At 49.6% G+C, this 25,542-nt stretch carries 29 protein-coding genes and 1 pseudogene; 27 read left to right on the plus strand and 3 right to left on the minus strand.

Going from position 1 to position 25,542, the window contains the following annotated elements; genetic code table 11:
- Positions 1-25 precede the first annotated feature (25 nt).
- From DWW13_RS01585 to DWW13_RS18940, 5 genes are read left to right on the plus strand one after another with little or no spacing between them, the layout of a single operon-like run.
- Entirely contained in the window at positions 26-502 is a 477-nt protein-coding gene (locus DWW13_RS01585) for an NUDIX hydrolase (RefSeq protein ID WP_117508996.1), read from the plus strand.
- A complete protein-coding gene (locus DWW13_RS01590) occupies positions 486-815 on the plus strand; it encodes a hypothetical protein (protein WP_022461899.1) in 330 nt (109 codons plus the stop codon). Before DWW13_RS01585 ends, DWW13_RS01590 begins: the two co-directional genes overlap by 17 nt.
- Positions 812-1,795, plus strand: coding sequence for a DUF2953 domain-containing protein (locus DWW13_RS01595; RefSeq protein WP_118594755.1), 984 nt, complete (start codon positions 812-814; stop codon positions 1,793-1,795). Before DWW13_RS01590 ends, DWW13_RS01595 begins: the two co-directional genes overlap by 4 nt.
- 3 nt (positions 1,796-1,798) lie before the next feature.
- Positions 1,799-2,203: a GerW family sporulation protein gene (locus DWW13_RS01600; protein ID WP_117760321.1), complete on the plus strand. Its 405-nt coding sequence runs from the start codon at positions 1,799-1,801 to the stop codon at positions 2,201-2,203.
- 6 nt (positions 2,204-2,209) lie between these two features.
- Positions 2,210-2,356, plus strand: coding sequence for a hypothetical protein (locus tag DWW13_RS18940; RefSeq protein WP_167622772.1), 147 nt, complete (start codon positions 2,210-2,212; stop codon positions 2,354-2,356).
- A 393-nt stretch (positions 2,357-2,749) separates the two neighbouring features.
- Here the strand turns inward: DWW13_RS18940 and rpmB are convergent, their stop codons facing one another.
- Positions 2,750-2,935, minus strand: coding sequence for a 50S ribosomal protein L28 (gene rpmB, locus DWW13_RS01605; RefSeq protein WP_022461896.1), 186 nt, complete (start codon positions 2,933-2,935; stop codon positions 2,750-2,752).
- Between the two features lie 244 nt (positions 2,936-3,179).
- Here rpmB and DWW13_RS01610 point away from each other — a divergent pair, with 244 nt between their 5' ends.
- The 4 genes from DWW13_RS01610 to DWW13_RS01625 all read left to right on the plus strand — a co-directional run bounded on the left by DWW13_RS01610 (position 3,180) and on the right by DWW13_RS01625 (position 8,095).
- Entirely contained in the window at positions 3,180-3,536 is a 357-nt protein-coding gene (locus DWW13_RS01610; RefSeq protein WP_022461895.1) for an Asp23/Gls24 family envelope stress response protein, read from the plus strand.
- A gap of 24 nt (positions 3,537-3,560) precedes the next feature.
- Positions 3,561-5,240 carry a DAK2 domain-containing protein gene (locus tag DWW13_RS01615; RefSeq protein ID WP_022461894.1) on the plus strand — a complete coding sequence of 560 codons (1,680 nt, stop codon included), beginning with the start codon at positions 3,561-3,563 and terminating at the stop codon, positions 5,238-5,240.
- 18 nt (positions 5,241-5,258) lie between these two features.
- On the plus strand, positions 5,259-7,313 hold the full coding sequence (gene recG / locus DWW13_RS01620) for an ATP-dependent DNA helicase RecG (RefSeq protein WP_055265201.1): 2,055 nt from the start codon (positions 5,259-5,261) through the stop codon (positions 7,311-7,313).
- A gap of 263 nt (positions 7,314-7,576) precedes the next feature.
- Entirely contained in the window at positions 7,577-8,095 is a 519-nt protein-coding gene (locus DWW13_RS01625; protein ID WP_118719024.1) for a DUF6465 family protein, read from the plus strand.
- A 112-nt stretch (positions 8,096-8,207) separates the two neighbouring features.
- On the opposite strand, the gene DWW13_RS01630 is transcribed toward DWW13_RS01625, so the two are convergent.
- The gene (locus DWW13_RS01630; protein WP_022461891.1) at positions 8,208-8,429 is read right to left on the minus strand and encodes an alpha/beta-type small acid-soluble spore protein; all 222 of its coding nucleotides are present in this window, start codon (positions 8,427-8,429) and stop codon (positions 8,208-8,210) included.
- Positions 8,430-8,725: 296 nt separating this feature from the next.
- On the opposite strand from DWW13_RS01630, the gene DWW13_RS01640 reads away from it, so the two are divergent.
- From DWW13_RS01640 to DWW13_RS01655, 4 genes are read left to right on the plus strand one after another with little or no spacing between them, the layout of a single operon-like run.
- On the plus strand, positions 8,726-9,127 hold the full coding sequence (locus DWW13_RS01640) for a methylglyoxal synthase (RefSeq protein WP_022461890.1): 402 nt from the start codon (positions 8,726-8,728) through the stop codon (positions 9,125-9,127).
- 40 nt (positions 9,128-9,167) lie between these two features.
- Entirely contained in the window at positions 9,168-9,746 is a 579-nt protein-coding gene (gene rsmD, locus DWW13_RS01645) for a 16S rRNA (guanine(966)-N(2))-methyltransferase RsmD (RefSeq protein ID WP_022461889.1), read from the plus strand.
- Complete coding sequence (coaD, locus tag DWW13_RS01650; protein ID WP_055265195.1) at positions 9,743-10,255, plus strand: pantetheine-phosphate adenylyltransferase; 513 nt, start codon at positions 9,743-9,745, stop codon at positions 10,253-10,255. The genes rsmD and coaD overlap by 4 nt, the downstream gene beginning before the upstream one ends.
- 11 nt (positions 10,256-10,266) lie before the next feature.
- Complete coding sequence (locus DWW13_RS01655) at positions 10,267-10,890, plus strand: hypothetical protein (protein ID WP_055265193.1); 624 nt, start codon at positions 10,267-10,269, stop codon at positions 10,888-10,890.
- Here DWW13_RS01655 and DWW13_RS01660 read toward each other — a convergent pair.
- Positions 10,864-11,814, minus strand: coding sequence for a nucleoside recognition domain-containing protein (locus DWW13_RS01660; RefSeq protein WP_117801039.1), 951 nt, complete (start codon positions 11,812-11,814; stop codon positions 10,864-10,866). The two genes, DWW13_RS01655 and DWW13_RS01660, sit on opposite strands and share 27 nt — an antisense overlap.
- Before the next feature lie 76 nt (positions 11,815-11,890).
- Here DWW13_RS01660 and DWW13_RS01665 point away from each other — a divergent pair, with 76 nt between their 5' ends.
- From DWW13_RS01665 to hisI, 14 genes and pseudogenes are all read left to right on the plus strand, one after another.
- Complete coding sequence (locus DWW13_RS01665; RefSeq protein ID WP_118719028.1) at positions 11,891-13,351, plus strand: aminoacyl-histidine dipeptidase; 1,461 nt, start codon at positions 11,891-11,893, stop codon at positions 13,349-13,351.
- Between the two features lie 158 nt (positions 13,352-13,509).
- Positions 13,510-14,322: a GTP pyrophosphokinase gene (locus DWW13_RS01670; protein WP_055218019.1), complete on the plus strand. Its 813-nt coding sequence runs from the start codon at positions 13,510-13,512 to the stop codon at positions 14,320-14,322.
- A gap of 24 nt (positions 14,323-14,346) precedes the next feature.
- Positions 14,347-15,720 carry an RsmB/NOP family class I SAM-dependent RNA methyltransferase gene (locus tag DWW13_RS01675; RefSeq protein WP_117509156.1) on the plus strand — a complete coding sequence of 458 codons (1,374 nt, stop codon included), beginning with the start codon at positions 14,347-14,349 and terminating at the stop codon, positions 15,718-15,720.
- A complete protein-coding gene (locus DWW13_RS01680; RefSeq protein ID WP_117801045.1) occupies positions 15,717-16,475 on the plus strand; it encodes a pseudouridine synthase in 759 nt (252 codons plus the stop codon). The genes DWW13_RS01675 and DWW13_RS01680 overlap by 4 nt, the downstream gene beginning before the upstream one ends.
- A 3-nt stretch (positions 16,476-16,478) precedes the next feature.
- Positions 16,479-18,422: a YgiQ family radical SAM protein gene (locus tag DWW13_RS01685; protein WP_118699854.1), complete on the plus strand. Its 1,944-nt coding sequence runs from the start codon at positions 16,479-16,481 to the stop codon at positions 18,420-18,422.
- A gap of 51 nt (positions 18,423-18,473) precedes the next feature.
- Complete coding sequence (locus tag DWW13_RS01690; protein ID WP_022461880.1) at positions 18,474-19,091, plus strand: DUF4191 family protein; 618 nt, start codon at positions 18,474-18,476, stop codon at positions 19,089-19,091.
- A gap of 12 nt (positions 19,092-19,103) precedes the next feature.
- The gene (locus tag DWW13_RS01695) at positions 19,104-20,090 is read left to right on the plus strand and encodes an RluA family pseudouridine synthase (protein ID WP_055218012.1); all 987 of its coding nucleotides are present in this window, start codon (positions 19,104-19,106) and stop codon (positions 20,088-20,090) included.
- Entirely contained in the window at positions 20,087-20,665 is a 579-nt protein-coding gene (lepB, locus tag DWW13_RS01700; RefSeq protein ID WP_022461878.1) for a signal peptidase I, read from the plus strand. Before DWW13_RS01695 ends, lepB begins: the two co-directional genes overlap by 4 nt.
- Before the next feature lie 25 nt (positions 20,666-20,690).
- Positions 20,691-21,239: a Holliday junction resolvase RecU gene (locus tag DWW13_RS01705; protein ID WP_117509155.1), complete on the plus strand. Its 549-nt coding sequence runs from the start codon at positions 20,691-20,693 to the stop codon at positions 21,237-21,239.
- 107 nt (positions 21,240-21,346) lie between these two features.
- Complete coding sequence (gene hisZ / locus DWW13_RS01710) at positions 21,347-22,588, plus strand: ATP phosphoribosyltransferase regulatory subunit (RefSeq protein WP_055226358.1); 1,242 nt, start codon at positions 21,347-21,349, stop codon at positions 22,586-22,588.
- Positions 22,589-22,609: 21 nt separating this feature from the next.
- Positions 22,610-23,248, plus strand: coding sequence for an ATP phosphoribosyltransferase (hisG, locus tag DWW13_RS01715; protein WP_022461875.1), 639 nt, complete (start codon positions 22,610-22,612; stop codon positions 23,246-23,248).
- Positions 23,245-24,543, plus strand: a complete 1,299-nt coding sequence (hisD, locus tag DWW13_RS01720; RefSeq protein ID WP_055226357.1) for a histidinol dehydrogenase — start codon at positions 23,245-23,247, stop codon at positions 24,541-24,543. The genes hisG and hisD overlap by 4 nt, the downstream gene beginning before the upstream one ends.
- A 54-nt stretch (positions 24,544-24,597) precedes the next feature.
- Positions 24,598-25,134 (plus strand): imidazoleglycerol-phosphate dehydratase HisB, encoded by a 537-nt coding sequence (gene hisB / locus DWW13_RS01725; RefSeq protein WP_055218350.1) that lies wholly within the window; start codon positions 24,598-24,600, stop codon positions 25,132-25,134.
- 55 nt (positions 25,135-25,189) lie between these two features.
- Positions 25,190-25,501, plus strand: a pseudogene (gene hisI, locus DWW13_RS01730) (phosphoribosyl-AMP cyclohydrolase); the annotation flags it as partial.
- Positions 25,502-25,542 lie beyond the last annotated feature (41 nt).

The raw sequence follows: 25,542 nt of genomic DNA on the forward strand, positions 1-25,542 counted from the left end.
AAAAGCCAGAAGGAGCTTAAAACGTATGATCGAAGCAGTAAGCTGCGGAGGTATCGTAATCTACCGTGGAAAAATATTGACGCTTTACAAAAGCTACCGCAACAAATATGAAGGCTGGGTTCTGCCGAAAGGAACCGTTGAGCCGGGAGAAACCCATGAACAGACTGCTGTCCGCGAGGTATATGAGGAGTCCGGCGTACACGGCACCATCATCAAGTACGTGGGAAAAAGCCAGTACAGCTTCAGCATTCCGGAGGACACCGTGGAAAAAGAGGTGCACTGGTATCTGATGGTCTCATCCGGCTACTACAGCCGTCCACAGAGAGAAGAATACTTTGTGGATTCGGGCTATTACAAGTATCACGAAGCATATCATCTGCTGAAGTTTTCCAATGAACGGCAGATTCTGGAAAAGGCCTATCAGGAGTATCTGGAACTGAAGAGAGCAAATTTATGGAAGGTTCAGCCACAGGCTCAGGGAAAATATGGTAAACTGGTATAAAAATCTGTACGTCGGGGATACTGCAAAAAAGAAACAGAAAAAATGGATGCGCCGGATTGAGAACAAAAAAGCAGTTCCGGGAGTCTGGCTCCTCACACTGCCTTCCAATCAGCAGAACAATCTGGATGTAATTCCGGCGGATCTGCTTTTGCAGCCGGCCGTGCGGAGAAACTGTCCGATGATTGTCGGACTTGCCGTGTCGCGCGAGGAAGCTTTTGAGCTTGTGGAGGCGATCGCATTGGAAACTTATCGGGAAACCGGAGAAGTAAAAATCCGGGAATGGCTGCTGAACCGGATTGAGGGATGTGAATGATACATATACTATTCATGATTTTGAAGGCACTGGGGATTTTACTCCTTGTTTTACTGTTTCTCGTGCTTCTTATCGTCTGCACCGTCCTGTTTCTTCCTTTTTGCTACCGGGCGCAGGTTCTGAAAGAAGAAGAGGGATTTGCCTGCGTAAAAGCGAGCGGAAGAGTATCGTGGCTTTTCGGAGCTGTCGCGCTGACGGCCTCGTATGAGGAACAGAAGCCGGAGGCGCAGATTCTGCTTTTCGGGGCATCACTGGAAACATGGAAACGGCGGCTGAAAAAGATCCGCCGGGGAGAAGCGTCCGTGCCCCGGACGGAGGAAAATGAGACAGAAAATGCGCTGGAAGCAGAAAAAACAGCAGAGCAGAAAGCACCGGACCAGAAAGAAAAGCAGCAGAAGGTGACAGCACAGAAGGAGCAGCCAGAGCAAGAGCAGGAACCGGATGCGCCGAAAAAAAGCATTCTGGAACGGTTTTTCGGAAGGATCGAATATCTTCCGGAAAAACTGCTGAATCTTGCCAGCCGTCTGCTGCAGACAGCTTTCCGGCTGTTGGAACTTCCGTTCCGTCTGCTTGAAAAACTGGAGCAGAAAATCCAGGCAGGCAGACGGTTAAAAAGAAAGTGGGAGAGTGTGAAAAAATTCTTCCGTTCGAAGATGTTCCGTGAGGCGCTGCTCCATGCAAAGAAAGAAGTGCTTTATTTCCTGAAGAAAGCAGCACCGAAAAAAGTAACCGGCACAGTCCGGTTCGGATTTAACGATCCGGCACTGACCGGAGAGACACTCGGCATTCTGGGTATGATTTATGGAAAACTGCCGAAAGACCTTTCCATCCAGCCGGATTTCGAACAGGAAATTCTCCAGGGCGATGTCCGGATGAAAGGAAGTTTTCAGGCTGTGACAGCAGCCGGCATTGCACTTCGATTATTCCGGGATCAGAATCTTCGGAAAACCATACGACATTTCAAACACAAGGAGGCCTAAAAGATGGCAGAAAAGGACAACACATTTCAGAATACCGTAGAAGCACTGTTCCGCGGAATGGACAGTTTTATCACAACAAAGACGGTCGTAGGTGAGGCGATCCACATTGAGGATACGATTCTTCTGCCGCTGGTAGACGTTTCCTTCGGCGTGGGAGCGGGTGCATTCGCAGAAAATGCAAAGAACAATGCAGGAGGCGGTATGGGCGGAAAAATTTCTCCGAGCGCCGTTCTTGTCATCAGCAAAAACGGAACGCGTCTGGTCAACATCAAAAACCAGGATGCTGTGACCAAAATCATTGACATGGCTCCGGATCTGATCAGCCGCTTTACCGGCAAAAAGGAAGAGGACGGGTATACCGCAGAGAAAGTAGAGCATATAATAAACCAAGAGGCGGATAAGGAGTAAGCTCGTTTGTGCAGAATTTTAGGTTTTCTGCTGTTTTGGATGGGGGTCGGGCTTCTCATCAGCCTGATGATCCGCAGCTCATTTCTTACGGTTCTTGCGGCCGCTCTGCTGCTGTGCGTGGGATATCATCTGTTCTGCAATACAGGGGAATAGTGAAAGATGCACAAAAAGATCGGAAATGAACTGGCTGATTTGTACAGAGAAATACTTGCAAAATGAAGAAAGCTGCGCTATAATAAGTCCATCTTAAATGAATCAGCCAACTATACTAATATCATAGATCAAGACGAGGGCGTCTTACCAGAATGAAAGTTTCGGTAGGATGCTCTTTTTCTTTTGCTAAGCATATGGATCGTTGGCAGGTTCAGCTTAAGAGACCACGCTATTTTTTTCTCCCTTTTAAAATATAAAAAATAGAGCACAACAGGGCATAAGCGAAAACTTATGTCCTGTTTGCTCTTCCCAGAACTTTTTTTAAAATCTTAATTCTATTTTTAAACAGCAAAAAAGCCTTCCCGGACTGGAAAGGCCTTTTAACCATTCAACTTATGCACGCTCTACTTTTCCGGATCTTAAGCAGGAAGTACATACGTACATTTTCTGCGGTACACCGTCAACTTTAACTTTGACAGATTTTACGTTAGATTTCCACATTTTATTGCTTCTTCTATGTGAATGACTTACGTTGTTTCCGAAATGAGCACCCTTCTCACAAATTGCACACTTTGCCATGATTGCACCTCCTTGACATACGTACTTGAGTCAAAACGCATTTTAGACTCACAACATAAGTCATTCTAACAGATCTATACCGGTTTTGCAAGTAAAAAATGAAAAAATTATATGAATTTTGAAGGTTTTTCATTTTAAACTTTCTTTTTTGCGGAAAAGCGGTTATAATGTATCGTAGAGTGGAGTCAGTTATTCCTGTCTCCATGTGTTTTGAATAGTATGATGGAATTGGAGGATACAAGGCATGAAAGGTCGTATGAATACAGGCTTGGGAGAAATCGTAATCAATCCGGATGTAATCGCCCTGTATGCGGGCAGCGTTGCTGTGGAGTGCTTCGGCATTGTCGGAATGGCAGCGGTAAACATGAAAGATGGACTGGTCAAACTTCTGAAAAAAGAGAGTCTGACACACGGAATCAATGTATCGATTTCGGAAAATAAAATTTCCCTGGATTTCCACGTGATTGTTTCTTACGGAGTCAGTATTTCTGCCGTAACAGATAACCTGATCAATAATGTGAAATACAAGGTGGAAGAGTTCACCGGAATGGAAATTGAAAAAATCAACATCCTGGTTGAAGGCGTTCGCGTCATCGACTGATGGTAATAGGAGGAAATGAAGAAAGTGGCTACAAATACAATTGATGCCGGCTTACTGGCAAAAATGTTTCTGGCTGGTGCAAAAAATCTGGAAGTAAAGAAAGAGTGGATCAATGAGCTGAACGTGTTCCCGGTACCGGACGGCGACACAGGTACCAACATGACGCTGACGATCATGTCCGCAGTCAAGGAAGTAAACTCGCTCACAGAAGTGAACATGTACAACCTTTCCAAGGCAATCTCTTCCGGTTCTCTGCGCGGTGCCAGAGGTAACTCTGGCGTTATTCTTTCCCAGCTCCTTCGTGGCTTTACCAAGAAGATCCGCGACTATCAAGAGCTGAATGCAGAGATTCTTGCAGAGGCAATGGAAAAAGCAGTCGAGACTGCATACAAAGCCGTTATGAAGCCAAAAGAAGGTACCATCCTGACCGTGGCAAAGGGAGCAGCAGAGAAAGCAGCAGAGCTTGCACCGGAAAGCGAAGATCTGAACGCATTCATCGAGGACGTTCTCGCGCATGCAGAGTACGTGCTCTCCCAGACACCAGAGATGCTGCCGGTATTAAAAGAGGCAGGCGTTGTGGATTCCGGCGGACAGGGTCTCTTAACCGTACTGCAGGGCGCATATGACGCGTTCCTCGGGAAAGAGATTGATCTGAATTTCGAGATGCCGGAAGCAAAGACAGAATTTGTCAGACCGTCCAAAGAGACAGAAAAAGAAATCAAATTCGGCTACTGCACCGAGTTTATCATTATGCTGGAAAACCCGCTTCCGGATGAAGAGGTTTATGCATTCAAAGATTTCCTGAACGGAATCGGAGATTCGATCGTTCTCGTTGCAGACGATGAGCTGGTTAAGGTACACGTACATACCAACGATCCTGGAAAAGCAATTTCCAAGGCGCTGACGTACGGACAGCTGACCAGAATGAAGATCGACAACATGCGTGAGGAGCATCAGGAGCGCCTGATCAAGAACGCAGAAAAAATCGCAGCACAGCAGGCAGAGGAAGATAAGAAGAGAAAAGAAGCAGCAAAACAGCCGCCGAAGGAGAACGGATTCATCGCCGTGTCCATCGGAGAGGGAATCAAAGAGATCTTCCAGGGACTCGGTGTTGATTACCTGATCGAGGGCGGTCAGACCATGAACCCGAGCACCGAGGATATGCTGACTGCAATTGAGAAGGTCAATGCAAAGAATATCTTTATTCTGCCGAACAACAAAAATATCATCCTCGCAGCAAATCAGGCAAAAGCCATGACTGAGGACAAAAATATCATCGTTGTTCCGACCAAAACCGTTCCGCAGGGCATCACAGCCATGATCAGCTATGTGCCGGAGAAATCTGCAGAAGAGAACGAGGAGGCCATGACAGAGGGCATCCAGATGGTGAAAACCGGTCAGGTAACGTACGCGGTACGTGATACCCACATCGATGAGAAAGAGATCCATCAGGGCGACATCATGGGACTTGGCGATCACGGACTTCTCGCTGTCGGACAGGATATTCTTACCGTTGCAGAAGAAACCATCCGCGCCATGGTCGATGAGGACAGCGAGCTGATCAGCATCTACTACGGTGAAGATATGAGTGAGGAAGATGCCGAAAGCCTTGGCGAAAAAATCGAGCAGGCATATCCGGACTGCGATGTGGAAGTAAACTATGGCGGACAGCCGATTTACTACTGTGTCGTTTCGGTTGAATAAGAGTAAGGAAAGAAAAATATGAATACGGAACCCCTGACAACACTGAAGGGGATCGGTGAAAAAACGGAGAAGCTGTTTGCAAAAGTAGGAATCTACAATTTGCAGCAGCTTCTGCATTATTATCCAAGAGATTATGACTGCTATGCAGAGCCGGTTCCCCTTCGCGAATGCAGACAAGAGGAAAAGAATGCGGTATACGGAAGAATTGTCCACAGTCCGTCGGTAAAAGGAAACCAGAGAAAGAGCGTCGTTGTCCTGGAACTCTACGAGGAGCCGGTGCGGCTGCAGCTTACCTGGTTTAATATGCCGTTTCTGCGGAGCACGCTGAAGAAAGGCAGTGTTTTTATCTTCCGCGGAAAGATACAGGAAAAATCAGGCCGTCTCGTGATGGAGCAGCCGGAAATCTTCACTCCTGCCGCATACCATGAGCTTCTGGCAAGTCTTCAGCCGGTTTATGGACTGACAGCCGGTCTCACGAACAAGATGGTGAGCAAGGCCGTCGCACAGGTGCTGGAACGATGCGCACCTGCGCAGGACTATCTGCCGGAGAAAATCCGTGCCCGGTATGAACTCTGTGAAATCAATTATGCCCTCCATGAGGTTCATTTTCCAAAAGACCAGGAGCATCTGGCAACGGCGCGGCGCAGAATTGTGTTCGAAGAGTTTTTTCTCTTCATCCTGTCCCTGCGGCAGTTAAAAGAGCAGACGGAGGGAATTACCAATGCGTTCCCGATCCGCGCCGTCTGGAAGACGGAGGAAGTCATCGAAAATATGCCGTACCGTCTCACAAATGCACAGATGCGCGTGTGGGGCGAACTGGAGCGGGACTTAAAAGGCCATACCCGCATGGCGCGGCTGGTACAGGGAGATGTCGGAAGCGGAAAGACGATTCTGGCATTCCTTGCAATGATTATGACAGCTGAGAACGGCTACCAGTCGGCGCTGATGGTTCCGACGGAGGTTCTGGCGCGGCAGCACTATGAATCGCTCTGCACACTGCTGAAAGAAAACAATCTGACGGAATACAATCCCCGCCTTCTGACTGGATCCACGAAAGCAAAAGAACGCCGGGAAATCTATGCCAGTCTGGAAGACGGAAGCTGCAAAATGGTGATCGGCACACATGCACTGATTCAGGAAAAGGTACAGTACAAAAATCTGGCGCTTGTCATCACAGACGAACAGCACCGCTTCGGTGTCCGGCAGAGAACGGCACTTGCTGAAAAAGGGGAACCGCCGAATGTTCTCGTTATGAGTGCAACGCCGATTCCAAGAACCCTGGCTATCATTCTGTACGGAGATCTTTCGATTTCTGTGATTGATGAACTTCCGGCGAAGCGTCTGCCGATCAAAAACTGTGTGGTGGATACGTCTTACCGTCCAAAAGCTTACCGCTTTATCACGCGTCAGGTCGAACTGGGTCGTCAGGCGTATGTGATCTGCCCGATGGTGGAGGAGAGCGAGGGTCTGGAAGCGGAAAACGTCACCGACTATACACAGCTCCTGAAAAAAGAGCTGCCGGGCATCACAGTAGAGATGCTGCACGGACAGATGAAGGCGGCGCAGAAAAACGAGATCATGGAGCGGTTCGCCAGCGGAGAAATCCAGGTACTCGTCTCGACGACAGTCGTGGAGGTCGGTGTCAACGTGCCGAATGCGACGGTGATGATGGTGGAAAATGCCGAACGGTTCGGCCTTGCACAGCTCCATCAGCTCCGCGGACGTGTCGGAAGAGGAGAGCATCAGTCCTACTGTATTTTCATCCGCGGAAACAAAGATCAGGAGACCGCCAAACGTCTGGAAATCCTGAACCATTCGAACGACGGGTTTTATATTGCTTCGGAAGATTTGAAACTGCGCGGCAGCGGCGATCTGCTGGGAACGCGCCAGAGCGGGGATATGGAATTCCAGATGGCAGATATTTTCCGGGATGCCGATATCCTGCAGAAAGCGAGTGAGGCGGCTTCAGAACTGCTTGCCGACGATCCTTATTTTGAAAAACCGGAGCATGAACTGCTGAAAAAGGTAATGAAATCGTATCTTGATCTGGAAAACCACGACATTGGATTGTGAAAAATTACAAAAAAATCCGGCTTTAAAATGCAAAATCGGATAAAAATAACAGCCTGATTGGATAGTGTGGAAAATGACTGTACAATTTCGTGGAAAATTCGTGCGAAATCAGATATTACTTGAAATGACAAAAAAATTCATGTATCATAAACAAGGAATCAAAAAATGTGCGGACCGTGAGTGTCAAGCGTTCGCCTGAATGATAGTTCGCAGGACGGCTCTTCCAAAATATACAGGGCCGGTCTAAATGGGAGGAAACAGATATGGTAAAGAAAAAACCAGCTGCCCAGGATAAGACAGCAGAGAACGAGACAGTAAAAGTAGAGACCAAAGCAGCAGAAAAAACAACCGCAGCAGAGAAAGAAGCTGTAAAAGAAGTTGCAAAAGAAGTTGTAAAGGAAACTGCAGCAGCAGAGGAAGCACCTGCAAAAGCAGAAGAAAAACCGGCAGCAAAAGCTGCAAAAACAACCCGCACAACAGCAAAGAAAACAACGACAAAGAAAGCGGCTGCACCGAAAAAACCAGCAGCAGTGAAAAAGCCGGCAGAGAAAAAATCACCTGCAAAAGCAGCAAAGAAAGAAGCGGAGCAGGAGATGATTCTGCAGTTCGGCGGAAGAGAAATCAAGGAGAAAGATCTGTACGAGAGAATCCAGCAGATCTGGATCGAAGGATATGGCAAGAAGGCAGAGGAATTAAAGAGCCTGAAGGTTTATGTAAAACCGGAGGAATTTACTGCTTACTACGTAATCAATGATGATGTAACCGGAAGCATTGATCTGTAAGTATTATGTACCAGCTCTGCAGGAGCAAGAAAAAAGCGTGAGCTTTTCCGAAAAGAAAAGAGCTCACGCTTTTTGATGCCTGTTCCGGCATCAGGATGTTATACCGGGATGATTAGTACTGGCCAGAAGAACCGCCGGACATCTGGCGTTCCTGCTGCTCAATCATCTTTTTGACCATATAACCTCCGACAGAACCATTCTGTTTGGAAGTCAGGTTACCGTTGTAGCCATCACTGAGCGGCACGCCGAGTTCGCTTGCCACCTCAAATTTGAATTTGTCCAGAGCGCCTTTTGCTTCTGGTACTGCTGCGGTATTCGATGAACGATTCGCCATGTTCATTCCCTCCTTTATCTTTGTGCTTGTTAAAAGCTGCTGTGAAGCAGATCCGGATGTGTTTTTCATCTGTTCTGCTACGGTCATAGTATGTGGAAAGAAAACAAAAATAAACTTCCAGATTCTGTATTTTTTCCGGAAAAGCGGAGAAAGTAAAAGAAGAAGGAAAAATGGAACGGCAGAAAAAAATATAAAAATTGTGTAAAAAATTCACAAAAAGAATTGCGTATTGAAAATAAATTTGTTATAATTGCTGTACATGGTAGTAAAAACAGGAGAAGGGGCGGTTTGCAGTAATGAATATTGGAATCATAGCACACAACAGCAAGAAGAGTCTGATCGAGGATTTCTGTATTGCATACAAGGGAATCCTCATGAAACATGAGGTGTACGCCACCGGAACCACCGGACGGCGGATTGAAGAGGTGACGAACCTTCATGTACACAAGTTTCTGCCTGGAAGCGTAGGCGGAGACAAACAGTTTACCGAGATGATTGAACGCGGCGATATGGATATGGTAATTTTCTTTTACAATCCGACGATGATCAATCCGAAAGAGCCGGATGTCTACAAAATTATCCGTACCTGCGACCAGTACAATATCCCGATTGCAACAAATATCGGAACTGCGGAGTCTCTGATTTTGGGACTTGCAAGAGGAGATTTGGACTGGAGAGAGCAGTTGAAAGCCGACTGATCCATCAAACAAAAACAGTAAGGACGAAAATAAGACCAACATGAGAGTAATAGCAGGAAAATGCCGGAGTCTTCCATTAAAGACGGTTCCCGGCAGACAGACCCGGCCGACGACGGACCGGATCAAAGAAACCTTATTTAACATGCTTCAGCCGTATCTGCCGGATGCGCGTTTTCTCGATCTGTTCGCCGGAAGCGGGGCGATCGGAATCGAGGCGTTGAGCCGCGGCGCCGAGCGCGCGTGGTTCGTAGAGCAGAACAAAGCTGCAGCAGACTGTATCCGGCAGAATTTAAAATTTACGAAGCTGGAACAGCAGGCAGTGCTCCTGCCCATGGAAGCGCATGCAGCTCTGCAGTCGCTTCAGGGACAGGAGCCTTTTGACTGCATTTTTATGGACCCGCCATACGATAAGGGACTGGAAAAGGACGTGCTGTATGCGTTCCGCGACGCCTCTTTTATCGGTGAGGATACCTTAATTATTGTAGAAGCATCGCTGAATACTGATTTCGACTGGGCGGAGGATGCCGGATACGAAATTCTGAAGAAAAAAATCTATAAGACAAATGTCCATGTATTCCTTACCCCGAAAAGCAAACACGAAGGAGTAAAAGAATCATGAAGACAGCCGTATACCCGGGAACTTTTGACCCTGTAACGTATGGTCATCTGGATGTTATCTTGCGTGCATCCAAGCTTTTTGACCGCGTAATCGTGGGAGTTTTACATAATTCCTCAAAATCTCCGTTGTTTTCTGTGGAAGAACGTGTTAATATACTAAAGAAAGCGACCCAGGACATTCCAAATGTCGAAGTCCGTTCTTTCAGCGGGCTCGCTGTTGATTTTGCGAAGGAATGCCAGGCGCATACGATCGTCCGCGGACTCCGCGCGATCACAGACTTTGAATATGAACTGCAGATGGCACAGACGAACCGCGTTCTGGAACCGGAAGTAGATACCACGTTTCTGATTACCTCGCTGGAGTATGCGTACCTCAGCTCCACGGTAGTAAAAGAAGTAGCTGCTTTTGGCGGCGACATTCACAAATTTGTTCCGGATTTTGTGGAAAAAGAAATCCGCGCAAAGTATGCCGCCCGAAATTCAGAAGGAATGCCGCAGGATAAAAGATAAGGAGAATTAAAATGAGCAGCAGAATTGAACAGATCATCGAAGAAATTGAGGAGTATGTAGAGAGCTGTAAATATCAGCCGCTGTCTACCACCAAAATCGTTGTAAATAAAGAAGAATTAGAAGAGCTTCTCCGTGAGCTCCGTCTGAAAACACCGGACGAGATCAAACGGTACCAGAAGATCATCAGCAACAAAGATGCGATTCTGGCAGATGCACAGAACAAGGCAGATGCCATCATTGCAGAGGCACAGGCAAAGGCAAGAGAGATGGTAGAGCAGAGTGAAGTGATGCAGTCAGCATACGCACAGGCAAATGAGACCGTCAACAATGCAAACCAGCAGGCACAGGAAATCCTGGATGCTGCAACCAACGATGCCAACAGCATCCGTCTCGGTGCCATCGGATATACCGATGATATGCTTGCCAACTTAAGCAATATTATGACGACTGCATTAAACGATGCAGGAGAGAAATACAACAGCTTTGTAGAATCCCTGACAAGCTGCTACAATACCGTTGTTCAGAACAGAAGTGAGCTCTCCCCGCAGGGTGCTCCGGAAGAAGAGCAGCCAGAGGAAGAAGTTGTCGTACCGGAATATGATCCGGCATCAGAAGAGGAAAGCGAAGAGGAATAAACCAAGCGTTCCTGCGAAAGCAGCACAGCAGAGCTTCCCGGCAAGATAAGGCCAGAGGGGCAGACCGCTGTTATGGATCATACAGTTTGTCTGGGCAGCGACAGAGAGACCGCCGAAGGCGGCGCAGGTAAGGACAGCAGAGACTTTTCCGGCGTAAGGAAGAGAGGACGCGGCAAGCTGTGCGATTCCCGTCGTGATTTCCAGCACGCCGCAGAGCAGGGGCGAGGCGGAACCAAACGGATGCAGATCCATCAGAAGTCCGGACAGAATGGAAAACAGGATGATGTATCCGCCAAGCTGTGTAATGATTTCAAATCCGTTCATGATAGAGGTGTCCAGCAGGTTTCCTTTGGAAGTCTGTTTTGACATCTCTTTTTTTTCCACGGAATGTGTCCGATGGGCGGTGTGCCGGTGCAGGCGGAAGCGGCGGAAAACAAGCCGGAACAGAAAACCAGTTAGAAAATTGGAACCGTAGAGCACGCCGAAGACGAACCCGGGATGGATCTGTCCGGAAAACGCAGTTAAGATAACATAGGAAGACAGAAAAGCAGGACTCGGACTGCTGCAGAAGGTTAAAAGATAGCACGCTTCGTTCCGGTCAATTTCTTCTGCCTCATAGAGCTGGGCAGTGATGCGCGCTCCCATGGGAAAACCGCAGAAAAGACCGAGAAAAAGTGCATAAAACCCAGCCGGGGAAAGACCGAAAACCGTTTGAAAAAAAACTTCTGCACGGGCAGAGATCCGCCGCGCGGCTCCTGTTTCCAGAAGAAGAGATGTCAGAATCAGAAACGGCAGAAGTGACGGAAGAATGGTATGAAACCAGAGATTGACACCCTCGCAGGCATAGAAAAAAGTCCGCGCGGGAAAGATAAGAAGACAGAAAAAAAGAAGCAGGGAAGAGAGAAATAAAAGTGATTTTTTCATGACGTTCGAACCTCCTCCCGCTTTCTAAAATAGAGTATGACGAAGCTTTGAAAAAAAGAAGATGGGAGAAGAAAAAATGAGCGTATTAGCAGGATTAAAACCGGAACGGGTATTTTATTATTTTGAAGAGCTCTGCCGCATTCCGCACGGCTCCGGAAACACAAAAGAAGTGAGCGACTATCTGGTTCAGTTTGCAAGGGACCATGAATTATCCTGGTATCAGGATGCGTCCAACAACGTGATCATCCGCCGCCCGGCATCGAAGGGATGTGAATTGGCTCCGACCGTGATTCTGCAGGGCCACTGCGATATGGTCTGCGAGAAGAAGCCGGGCAGCAGCCACGATTTTACGAAGGACGGCCTTGAGCTTCACATCGACGGCGATGAGATTTATGCCAGGGACACGACGCTTGGCGGAGACGACGGAATTGCCGTTGCCTATATGCTGGCTGTGCTGGAATCGGATGATCTGCAGCTTCCGGCCATCGAGGCACTGATTACGACGGATGAAGAGATCGGACTGCTCGGCGCAGCAGCATTAAACGGGAATGAGTTAAAGGGAAGAACACTGTTAAATATGGATTCTGAAGAGGAAGGCATTCTCACCGTATCGTGCGCAGGCGGTATGACAGCCATGATGGATCTGCCGGTGCGCAGAAGCGAAGTGATGGGTGAGCAGATGGAAGTGACGATTTCCGGTCTTGCCGGTGGCCATTCCGGTACGGAAATCCACAAAAACCGTGCCAACTCCAACATTCTGGCGGGCCGTTTCCTGTACGAACTGGCAGGAAAGATGGATTATGCCCTGATCGAGCTGGAGGGCGGTTTAAAAGACAACGCCATTCCGCGGACAACCCGCATGCTTCTTGCCATCGACGGCGGAGAGAAAGAGATCTTAAAAGAGGAAGCATCACGCTTCACCGAAAATCTTTGCAGAGAGTACAGCGGAACAGATGACGGTATTACCGTTACGGTAGAGAAAACAGGCGAGGGCGCTGCACCGGCGCTTCATCCGGTCAGCCTGCAGAAAACCGTCTTTTTCCTGATGAATCTTCCGAACGGGGTACAGAAGATGAGCGGCCAGATCCCGGGACTGGTGGAAACATCCCTGAACCTCGGTATTCTGAAATTAGAGCCGGATCACCTGCATGCGTGTGCGAGTGTGCGGAGCTCCGTGGGAAGTGCAAAAGAAGCCCTTTCCGACAAGCTGGAGTATCTGATCGGTTTCCTGGGCGGTGAGTTCCACGTAGAGGGCGCGTACCCGGCATGGGAGTATAAAGAGGATTCTGCCCTCCGCGATCTGATGGTGGTGGAATATGAAGCCATGTATGGACAGAAACCGGCAGTGGAAGCGATTCATGCCGGACTGGAATGCGGTCTGTTCTATGAAAAGCTTTCCGGTCTTGACTGTGTATCTTTCGGCCCGAACATGAAAGCAATCCACACGACCGAGGAGCGGCTTTCGATTTCCTCCGTGGAGAGAACGTATCAGTACCTGTGCCGCGTTCTGGAGCAGCTTTCGAAACGGCAGGCATAAAAAACTGCCCGTGTCTATTTCAAAAAAGTTTCTGAAAAACAGTCATAAAACAGAAAAGACAGGCATAAAGTAACAGGGTGGGGATTGAATTTCCAAAGCGTTTACCATCCGATAAGAAAAATGGCTGAAAGCAGGAGCAAAAAAGGAGATTAGGGGACATGGATATACTGTTATGGCATGAGATTCTGGAACCATACGAGCTGGCTGTCAAGGAATTACAGGTGAAATTCCGGCATCTGATCAAGGAGCACCACGGAAAAGGGCTGTACTCACCGATCGAGAGCGTGAGCGGCCGTGTGAAGAGTGTTTCCAGTATTCTGGAAAAAATGCAGAGAAAGGGCATTGTGCCCGAAGAGATGGAGGAGCAGGTGGAGGATATCGCGGGCATCCGCATCATCTGCCAGTTCGTTGAAGATATCGAAAAGGTTGCCGACCTGATCCAGAAGCGGTCGGATATTGAGATTAAGAGCGAGAAAGACTACATCCGCCACATGAAGGACAGCGGTTACCGGAGCTATCACCTCATTGTTTACTATACCGTGGAGACGATGAACGGCCCGAAGCGCATCCAGGTGGAAATCCAGATCCGCACGATGGCGATGGATTTCTGGGCGACGATTGAGCACTCGCTGCAGTACAAATATAAGGCAAACATTCCGGATCACATCCGGGAGCGCTTAAGTGCAGCTGCAAAGGCGATTATTGTGCTGGATAATGAGATGTCCTCTGTGCGGAGTGAGATTATGGATGCACAGAATTCCTCCCAGATACAGCGGAATCTGATCACGGATATCCTGAATAATATCGAGAATCTTTACAAGGTGACGAACAAACGCGAAGTAGAAAAAATTCAGGATGAGTTTTATCACATCTATGCGCAGAACGATCTGCAGGAGTTAAAACGGTTCCACAAAGAACTGGATCTGATTGCAGAGGGATACCGCGCACAGGCAATTACAGACGAACTTTAGAACAAAAGGGGATAAACGGATATGATCACACTGCCGGAAGCCTTTGAGCAGGAGATGAAACAGCTGCTCGGTGAGGAAGAATATGAGGCATACCGCAAGACATTTGACGAGGCGGTACATAGAGGACTGCGGGTAAACAACGGAAAAATTTCGACAGAAGAGTTTCTTAGGCGGACCGATATTCCGCTTAAGAAGGTTCCGTGGATCCCCAATGGATTTTATTACGATGAAGAGAGCTGCAATCCGGCAAAGGATGCCGATTACTATGCGGGCCTGTATTATCTGCAGGAGCCGAGTGCGATGACACCGGCATCCCGCCTTCCAATTGAGCCGGATGACCGTGTGCTCGATCTCTGTGCGGCACCGGGCGGAAAGGCAACGGAGCTGGGAAGCCGGATCGGTGAGGGCGGCATGCTGCTGGCAAACGATATCAGCAATTCGCGGGCGAAGGCGCTGCTGCGCAACCTGGAAATCCAGGGAGTGGGACGTCTTCTCGTGACGAGCGAGGATCCGGAAAAATTAGTAACCTTGTATCCGGCCTTTTTTGACAAGATCCTTCTTGACGCGCCGTGCTCTGGGGAGGGCATGTTCCGAAAAGAGAGCTCAATGCTGCGCTACTACAGTGAAAATGGGCCGGAGCATTATGTGCCGATCCAGAAAAAACTGATCGAGCAGGCGTATCAGATGCTTGCAGAGGGCGGAGAGCTGCTGTACTCTACCTGTACGTTTTCTGTAAAGGAGAACGAAGAGGTCATCGCAGGGCTGCTGGATGCGCATCCGGATATGGAAGTGCAGGAAATTACCCCGGGTTACGAAGGGTTTGCGCCGGGAGTATCCGTGAATGGCCGCGATCTTTCCCGGTGCGTTCATATTTTCCCGCAGCGGATGGAGGGAGAAGGCCATTTCGTGGCGCTCCTGAAAAAGCAGGGAGAGAGCCGGAAACGGCAGCCTTCCCGCCTTTTGGAAACGACAAAGAAGCTGCCGAAAGAGGCGGAAGAGTTTCTTGCTGGCGTGCGCATGGACTGGAAGAATGGTTCGTTTGCCCTTGTGAAAGACCAGCTCTATTTTCTGCCGGAAGGTGTCTGTGCGGCAAAGGGTCTGCGCTATCTGCGGACCGGACTTTCGCTTGGCACCGTTAAGAAAAACCGCTTCGAGCCGTCCCAGGCGCTGGCGGCGTATCTGAAAAAAGAAGAATACGTTTCGTGTTTGACCATTCCCAAGGGAGATGACCGTGTCATGCGCTACTTAAAGGGTGAGACACTCTCGTTTTCCGAGGAAGAGTGTCAGGGGAAAAAGGACTGGGTGCTTGTGTGCCTGGATGATTTCCCACTTGGCTGGGGAAAAATAAACAACGGAACGTTAAAGAATAAATATTATGCAGGATGGCGGATGGTATGAGTAAATTACGACTCGATAAATATCTGGCGGACATGGGTGTGGGAACACGCCAGGAAGTAAAGGCCCTGGTCCGGAAGGGACGGGTGGCCGTAGACGGAATTACGGCAAAAGCCCCGGAACTGAAAGTCGACCCGGATGAAGCGCAGGTGACTGTGGACGGAAACAGCATTTCCTATGTGAAAATGGAATACTGGATGCTCCACAAACCGGCGGGTGTCGTCTCTGCGACGGAGGACCGCCGTGACCGGACCGTACTCGATCTTTTAAGTGGTGCGGCAAGAAAAGACCTCTTTCCGGTCGGACGGCTCGACAAGGACACCGAAGGGCTGCTGCTGATTACGAACGACGGAGCCCTTTCCCACCGGCTGCTCTCTCCGAAATCGCATGTCTCGAAAGTGTATGAGGCCGTGATTGACGGAAAAGTGACAGAAGAAGATCGGCAGGCATTTGCCGAAGGGCTCGACATTGGGGACGACAAACCGACACTTCCGGCCGAGCTTACCATTCTGGAAACGACAGAAAAAGAGCCTGGCATTTTTGAAAGCCGGATCCGCATTACCATCTGTGAGGGCCGCTTCCACCAGATCAAGCGCATGTTTGAGAAGGTCGGAAAAACGGTCGTCTATTTGAAACGGCTGTCGATGGGGAGCCTGGAACTTGATCCGGCGCTGCCAAAGGGCAGTGCCCGTCTCCTGACGCAGAAAGAAAAAGCGGCGCTTGGCATAGCGGACGCCGAAACACAGAAAGGAAAGTAAAGCATGCCTTTTTTACCAATTACAAGAGAAGAGATGAAGGAACGGGGAATCGAACAGTTTGACTTTGTCTATGTCATCGGAGATGCCTACGTGGACCATTCCTCGTTCGGACCGGCAATCATCAGCCGTGTGCTCGAGGCGAACGGCTATTCCGTCGGCATCATCTCACAGCCGGACTGGAAGGACGAGAACAGCATTTCGATTTTCGGTGAACCGCGTCTTGGCTTTCTTGTCTCTTCCGGAAATATGGATTCCATGGTCAACCATTATACCGTGGCGAAAAAGCACCGAAAAACAGATGCCTTTACGCCGGGCGGTGTCATGGGAAAACGGCCGGACCGCGCGGTTACCGTGTACGGCAATCTGATCCGGAGAACGTATAAACATACACCGATGATCCTCGGCGGCATCGAGGCATCGCTCCGGCGCCTTTCGCATTACGATTACTGGTCTGACCAGGTGCGCCGCTCCGTCCTTCTCGATTCCGGTGCGGATCTGATTTCGTACGGAATGGGAGAACTTTCGATCGTAGCGATTGCAGATGCACTTGCGGCCGGCATTGACGTTCATGATATCACCTTTATTCCGGGAACCGTTTATCGGAGCAAAACGCTGGATCACCTGATTGACCCGGTGGTGCTGCCGTCATTCGAGGAGGTGCGGGAGAGCAAGCGGACGTATGCGGAGAGCTTTGCGATTCAGTATAAAAATACCGATGCCATCAATGCGAAGCCGATGGCAGAGCCGTATGAGGGCCAGGGCTACATTGTACAGAATCCGCCTTCCCGTCCTTTGACAGAGCAGGAGATGGATGATGTCTATGCGCTTCCATACATGCGCGCCTATCACCCAAGCTATGAAAAAGACGGCGGTGTGCCGGCGCTTGGAGAAATCAAATACAGTCTGACGAGCAATCGCGGCTGCTTTGGATCCTGCAGTTTCTGCGCGTTGACGTTCCACGAGGGACGTGTTGTGCAGACAAGAAGCCACGAATCCATTCTGGCGGAAGCGCGGCAGATGGTTCAGGAAAAAGAATTTAAAGGCTATATTCACGATGTCGGCGGCCCGACGGCGGATTTCCGCGGTCCGGCATGCAAAAAGCAGCTCACCAAAGGCGCCTGCCCGAACCGGAACTGTCTCTTCCCGGAGCCGTGTAAAAATATGGTGGCAGATCACAGAGATTATGTGAAGCTGCTGCGGGAATTAAAAGACATTCCGGGCGTGAAGAAAGTCTTTATCCGCTCTGGCATCCGTTTTGACTATGTCCTGGCCGATAAAGACCAGACGTTCCTTTCCGAGCTGGTAAAGGATCACGTCAGCGGTCAGCTCCGCGTTGCGCCGGAGCACGTTTCGAACCGTGTGCTTTCCTATATGGGAAAACCGCGCCACGAAGTATATCAGGAATTTATCCGCCGCTTCGATGCGTGCAACAAAAAGACGGGGAAGCAGCAGTACGCACTTCCGTATTTTATGTCGTCCCATCCGGGGTGTGACTTGGAGGATGCGGTGGAGCTTGCCGAGTACATCCGCGATATGGGATTTATCCCGGAGCAGGCACAGGACTTCTATCCGACGCCTTCCACACTTTCCACCTGTATGTACTATACCGGTCTTGACCCGCGGACGATGAATCCGGTTTACGTGCCGAAATCGCCGCATGAGAAGGCGATGCAGCGTGCGCTGATTCAGTACCGGAATCCGGAGAACTATGAGCTCGTCTGCGAGGCACTGCGCCGGACACACCGGGAGGATCTGATCGGATTCGGACCGAAATGTCTCGTACGGCCGAGAAAGATGGCCGGGGAGGCAGGAAAACCGTCAAGAGGAAAAGGGTCCAACGGAAAAGGCTTTGGCCAGAAGACGGCGAATGACCGTTCCGGACAGGGAAAAGCAAAAACAGGCGGACGGCTGAAAAAGACGCTCCGCAACGTGCACAAAAAGAAATAAACACGCAGAAGATGAGCGGGGATCTTATCGAAGAAGGGAAATGACAGAAGAATGAAGATCAGAAAAGGGGATTACGGCTATATCCGCCGGGAAAAGAAAAAAAGACTGCTTGTGACACTGGGACTGTTCGTCCTTCCGGCCATCGTTTTTATTGTCGGGCTTGTGCTTGCAGACGGAAACAAGAGCAACATTTTTACGGTTGTCGCCGTAGTAGGCTGTCTGCCGGGCTGCCGCGCCGCCGTCGGTTTTATCATGATGGTTATGCAAAAGCCAGTGGACAAAGCAGTGTACGATGCCATTGAGGCAAAAAAAGGAAAACTGCTGATGGGATATGAAATGTATATCACACAGGAAAAATCGAGTCTGATGATCGAAGCAGCGGCGTTCTGCGGTGAGGAGATCGCATGCTACACCACGCGCGCCAAAGACCAGAAACAGATCGAGGACTGCACTACGTATCTGAACAAGATCATCCGTGCCAACGGCTACAAATGCCATGTGAAGATTTTTGATCGGGAAAAAGCATTTCTGGAGCGCCTCGATTCCCTGAACCGCAACTACGATGAGCTGGAAAAGAGCGCCAGTGAAAACTTCAAACCGGATGAGCGGTACCCGGATCTGTCCCGCACGGAACTGGTGAAACACACGATGCTGGCGCTGGCACTGTAGGAGACCATTGCTATGAGAGAACTGACCGTGACAGAAAAAGACTGCGCGCAGCAGCTCATCAAATATCTGTCCAAATATATGGAGGAGGCGCCAAAGAGTTTCTTCTATAAAATGCTGCGAAAGAAAAACATTGTGCTGAACCAGAAAAAGGCGGACGGCAGTGAAAAGCTGAAAACAGGCGATACGATCCGGCTGTATCTGGCGGAAGAGACCATCGAAAAATTTCGGAAAACACCGGAAAAACCGGCGGCTGGAAAACAGGTAAAGTATCCGAAGCTGGATATCGTCTATGAAGACGAAAAAGTAATTTTCCTGAACAAGCCGGCAGGTGTCCTCTCACAGAAGGCGAAAGAGACGGATGTGAGCCTTACCGAAGCGCTCGGCGCCTATCTTTCGGAAAAAAATGCCGGGGAGGAGACCATGTTCCGCGCCGGACTCTGCAATCGTCTGGACCGGAACACCAGCGGTCTGATTCTTGCCGGAAAAACCGTTGCGGCGACGCAGCAGCTTTCAGAACTGATCGCAGAGCGGGCTGTTGGAAAATACTATCTGGCGGTTGTAAAAGGAACCGTGACAGAGACAGAGCGGATCCGCGGATACCTCACAAAAAATGAGAGGACAAACCGTGTTTCGATTCAGCGAGAGCAGCAGGGAGATGCTGTTTACATAGAAACCGCATACCGGCCGCTCTGTGCCGGAAGAGGCTGTACGCTGCTGGAGGTTGAGCTGGTGACCGGAAAGAGCCATCAGATCCGCAGCCATCTCGCGAGCATCGGTCATCCGCTTGCGGGAGATACGAAATACGGGGATGCGGAGTTTAACCGCCGCTTCCGGGAAAAATACGGACTGAAATACCAACTTCTCCATTCGTGGAAGGCGGTATTTCCAGAGCTTACGGGCACCTTATCGGATCTGTCCGGAAAAACCTTTACAGCGCCCCTGCCATCATCCGTGCGCCGGATTTTACAGGGAGAACATTTGACGGGAGAAGGATTATGAGCCGAAAAGACAACGAAAAGAAAGAAACAAAACCAAGAAAAACGGAGGAGACGAGCATCGGACGGGAAATCTGGGAATATGTAAAAATGATCGCCATTGTCGTGGCAGTCGTTGTTTTTGTGGAGCAGGTCATTGTCATCAACGCAAGAATCCCATCTCCTTCCATGGAAAACACGATTATGACCGGAGACCAGATCTTCGGTAACCGCCTTGCTTATGTAAAGAGCGATCCGCAGCGGTATGACATCGTTATTTTCTATTATCCGGACGACGAGAAGCAGAAGTTTATCAAGCGCGTCATCGGACTGCCGGGAGAGACGGTTACGATCCGCGACGGAAAGGTGTATATCAACGATTCCACCGAGCCGCTGCGCGATGATTTCTGCCCGGAAACACCGGTCGGCGATTTCGGACCGTATGAGGTGCCGGAGGGCTGCTACTTTATGCTCGGCGACAACCGGAACGTATCAAAGGATTCCCGCTACTGGCTGAATCCGTACGTAGAGAAAGACAAGATCATCGGCAAGGCCTTTCTGCGCTACTGGCCGCTGAACAAAATTTCTCTGATTGAATAAGAACAGAACGAAGACGAGGACAGGAATTATGGCATGGACATCGAGGGGACTCCGCGGATCAACGTTGGAGGAAATGATCAACCGCACAAACGAGCAGTACCGTGACAAGCATCTGGCACTGATCCAGAAGGTGCCGACGCCGATCACCCCGATCAAAATAGATAAGGAGAGCAGACACATCACGCTGGCTTATTTTGAAAAGAAGAGTACCGTTGATTACATCGGCGCTGTACAGGGCATTCCCGTCTGCTTCGATGCCAAAGAGTGCAAAACGGATTCCTTTCCGCTCGCAAACATCCACGAGCACCAGGTCACGTTTATGAAAGATTTCGAGCAGCAGGGGGGGATTTCCTTCCTGCTGCTGTATTTTACGGCGCGGGACGAATATTATTACCTGCGGTATGAGACGATGAAAACCTTCTGGGACCGCGGACAGAACGGCGGAAAGAAGCATTTTTCCTACACCGAGCTTGAAACGTCATTCTTCCTTCCCAGAACGGGAAGCAGCGTTCTCGTCCCGTACCTGAACGGAATCCAGAAGGATCTGGAGATACGGGATTCGAAAGCGGATTAAAATTTTGAGTTGACAGGGAAAATGTTTTCCGATATACTAACCATAGTTTTAAATTCAATATGGTAATATGGTAGTGAACTAAAGCGAAAAAGTGAGGACAACAAAACATGGATCGATTAATTCATACCCCGGAAGGCGTCCGGGATGTCTACAATCAGGAATGTACGAAAAAATTATACCTGGAGAATCAGATTGAGCAGGTATTTCATGCGTTTGGATATCAGGATATTGAAACACCGACGTTCGAGTTTTTTGATGTATTCGGAAGAGAAGTGGGAACAACACCGTCCCGCGAGCTCTACAAATTCTTTGACCGCGACGGCAACACCCTTGTGCTCCGTCCGGACTTTACCCCGTCGATTGCACGCGCAGCCTCCATGTATTTCATGGAAGAGACGATGCCGATCCGCCTTTGCTACAGAGGAAGCAGCTTCGTCAACAGCAGCAGCTATCAGGGCCGCTTAAAAGAGTCCACCCAGATGGGCGTCGAGCTCTTAAACGATGATTCCGCAATGGCAGACGCAGAGATCATTGCGATGACCGTAAAAGTTATGCTGGATGCCGGTCTTACCGATTTCCAGATCAGCATCGGCCACGTAGGTTTCTTCCAGGCGCTCTCCGAGGAAGCTGCGCTCGCCGAGGATGTTCTGAACGAATTAAAAGAACTGATTTCCATTAAAAATCATTTTGGCGCCGAGGAGCTGCTGGCAAAACAGAACCTTCGAAGTGATCTGTTTGAAGCACTCCGTGATGTTCCGCAGCTGTTCGGAAATGCAGAGATTCTCGAAAAGGCAAAAGGCCTTACAAGAAATCCGGCGGCAAGAGAGGCACTCGATCGTCTGGCTACGATCTATGAGATCGTTAAAGATTACGGCTATGAAAAATACGTCTTCTTCGATCTCGGCCTTTTAAGCAAATTCCATTACTACACCGGTATTATTTTCCAGGCCTACACCTACGGCACCGGCGAGCCGATCGTAAAAGGCGGCCGCTACGATGCACTGCTGCAGCACTTCGGAAAGAAAGCGCCGGCGATCGGATTCTGTACTGTCATGGAATCTCTGATGAATGCACTGGAGCGCCAGAAAATTTCTCTTCCGATTGCCAATACGAAAACGATGCTACTCTACCCGGATTTTCTTCAGCCGCTGGCCGTAAAACTTGCTAACGAGCACAGAAGCAAGGGCATGGATGTCGCGCTGGTCTGCTTTGCAAGGGACAAGGTTCTTGCAGATTATGAAGAATACGGCAGAAAGAACCAGTTCGGCGGCATTGTCTATATTCAGAAGAGCGATTCGGTGCTTGCTATCGATTTGTCGACAGGAGAAGTACAGCCGGTGGAGCTGTAGGAGAGGAAGGGTACGAAAAAGATGAGATATTTGACCATTGCACTGACAAAAGGACGCCTGGCGTACCAGACGCTGGAGCTGCTGGAAAAAGTCGGCATCACCTGCGATGAAATGAAAAATAAAGATACGAGAAAGCTGATTTTCACGGACGAAGAGCATAAGCTCCGTTTCTTCCTCGCCAAAGGTCCGGATGTGCCGACCTATGTGGAGTACGGCGCAGCGGATATCGGAATCGTCGGAAAGGACACGATTCTGGAGGAAGGAAGACGCCTCTACGAGGTATTGGACCTTGGCTACGGCAAGTGCCGCATGTGTGTCTGCGGACCGGAATCCGCGCGTGAGCTGCTGCAGCACAACCAGCAGATCCGTGTGGCAACGAAGTACCCAAACATTGCCAAGGATTACTTCTACAACCGCAAGCACCAGACCGTTGAGATGATCAAGCTGAACGGCTCGATCGAGCTGGCACCGATTGTCGGACTTTCCGAAGTGATTGTGGATATTGTAGAGACAGGAAGCACTTTACGGGAAAACGGCCTGACCGTTCTCGAGGAGGTCTGCCCGCTGTCTGCGCGCATGGTTGTCAACCAGGTGAGCATGCGGATGGAAAATGAGAGAATTACTAAATTAATTCAGGATCTGAAAGGAGCACTGGTATGAGAATCGTAAAACTGACAAAAGAGACTACAGAAAATATTCTGGAGAATATGCTGAAACGAAGCCCGACACAGTACGGAACGTACGAGGCTTCCGTGCAGGAGATCATTGAGAATGTAAAAACAAGAAAAGACGCAGCCGTTTTCGAATATACCGAGAAATTCGACCACGCGGTACTCGATGCTTCTACCGTAGAAGTAACACAGGAAGAGATTGATGAAGCGTACAACATCGTAGATCCAGAGCTGATCGGTGTCATCCGCAGATCCATGAAAAATATCCGTGAGTTCCACGAAAAACAGAAACAGAACAGCTGGTTCACCTCTACCGAGAACGGAACGATGCTTGGCCAGAAGCTGACCGCCCTGAACCGTGTCGGCGTATACGTTCCGGGAGGAAAGGCAGCGTATCCGTCCTCCGTTCTGATGAACATTCTTCCGGCAAAAGTGGCAGGAGTCAAAGAAATCTGCATGACAACGCCGTGCGGCAGAGACGGAAAAGTCAACCCGGTTGTCCTTGCGGCAGCAAAAGAAGCCGGTGCGGACCGCGTCTTTAAAATCGGCGGTGCACAGGCAATTGCAGCCCTTGCTTACGGAACCGAGAGCATTCCGAAAGTCGATAAAATCGTAGGACCTGGAAACATCTACGTTGCCCTTGCAAAGAAAGCCGTATACGGAAATGTCAGCATCGACTCCATCGCAGGCCCAAGTGAGATTCTTGTCCTTGCTGATGAGACTGCAAATCCGCGGTTCGTGGCAGCCGATCTCTTAAGCCAGGCTGAGCATGATGAGCTTGCAAGTGCGATCCTCATTACCACCTCCCAGGAACTGGCAGAGAAGGTAAGTGAAGAGGTAGACGGTTTCTTAAAAGTCCTCTCCAGAAGCGACATCATCTCCAAATCACTGGACAACTTCGGCTACATCCTTGTCACCGATTCGCATCAGGAAGCGATCGACACCGTAGATGCCATCGCACCGGAGCACCTCGAGATCGTGACGAAGAACCCGTTTGAGGATATGATGAAGGTACATAACGCCGGTGCTATTTTCCTCGGCGAGAACTCCAGCGAGCCTCTCGGTGACTATTTTGCCGGCCCGAACCATATCCTGCCGACGAACGGAACCGCAAAATTCTTCTCACCGCTGTCCGTAGACGATTTCGTGAAGAAATCCAGCATCATCTATTATTCCAGAGAAGCCCTTTCCGAGATCCACGAGGATATCGAGAGCTTTGCAAAATCAGAGAGCTTGACGGCACACGCCAATTCGATTGCCGTCCGTTTTGAGGGGGAAGAGTAAGTGGAGAACAGAACAGCCAGCGTAGAACGCGTGACAAAAGAAACAAAGATCCGCATGACATTAAATCTGGATGGAACGGGAAAGAGCGACATCCACACCGGCATCGGCTTTTTTGACCATATGCTCGACGGCTTTGCCCGCCACGGTCTTTTCGACCTTTCCGTTTCTGTAGACGGAGATCTTGATGTAGACGGCCACCACACGATCGAGGACACCGGTATCGTGCTCGGAACTGCAATCCGCGAGGCAGTCGGCGACAAACAGGGCATCCGCCGCTACGGCGACAGAATCCTTCCGATGGACGAGACACTGGTGCTCTCGGCCGTTGACCTCTGCGGCAGACCGTATCTCTCTTTCCAGGCAGAATTTACACGGGAGAAAGTAGGAGAGATGGAGACCGAGATGGTAAAAGAATTCTTCTACGCCGTTTCCTATGCGGCGCAGATGAATCTGCATATCAAAGTGCTTGACGGCGGAAATAACCACCACATCATCGAGGCGATGTTCAAAGCATTTGCGAAGGCACTCGATGAGGCAACTTCCTTCGATCCGAGAATTGCCGGCGTGCTCTCGACCAAGGGCAGCCTGTAAGAGCAGAAAAAGAGGAGAACAAGAGATGAAACAAGCATTAAAATGTGATTTTACCTGGGCGGATTTTAAGACAAACAGCGACGGCATGGTTCCGGTTGTTGTACAGGATGCGGAAAATGACGAAGTGCTGATGCTCGCCTACATGAATGAAGAAGCGTTTGAGACGACACTGCGCCTTGGAAAAATGACGTACTGGAGCAGAAGCCGCAATGAGCTCTGGACGAAGGGACTGAGCTCCGGCCATGTGCAGTATGTAAAACAGCTTCTGATCGACTGCGACAACGATACAATCCTTGCCAAAGTAGAACAGGTCGGCGCAGCGTGCCACACCGGAAACCGCACCTGCTTTTACCGGACCCTGGCAGAATAAAAATTTTTGATTCAGAGCATAAAAAGAGCTCCTGTTTC

This window comes from Blautia sp. AF14-40, assembly GCF_003479665.1.
GTDB lineage: Bacteria > Bacillota > Clostridia > Lachnospirales > Lachnospiraceae > Fusicatenibacter > Fusicatenibacter saccharivorans.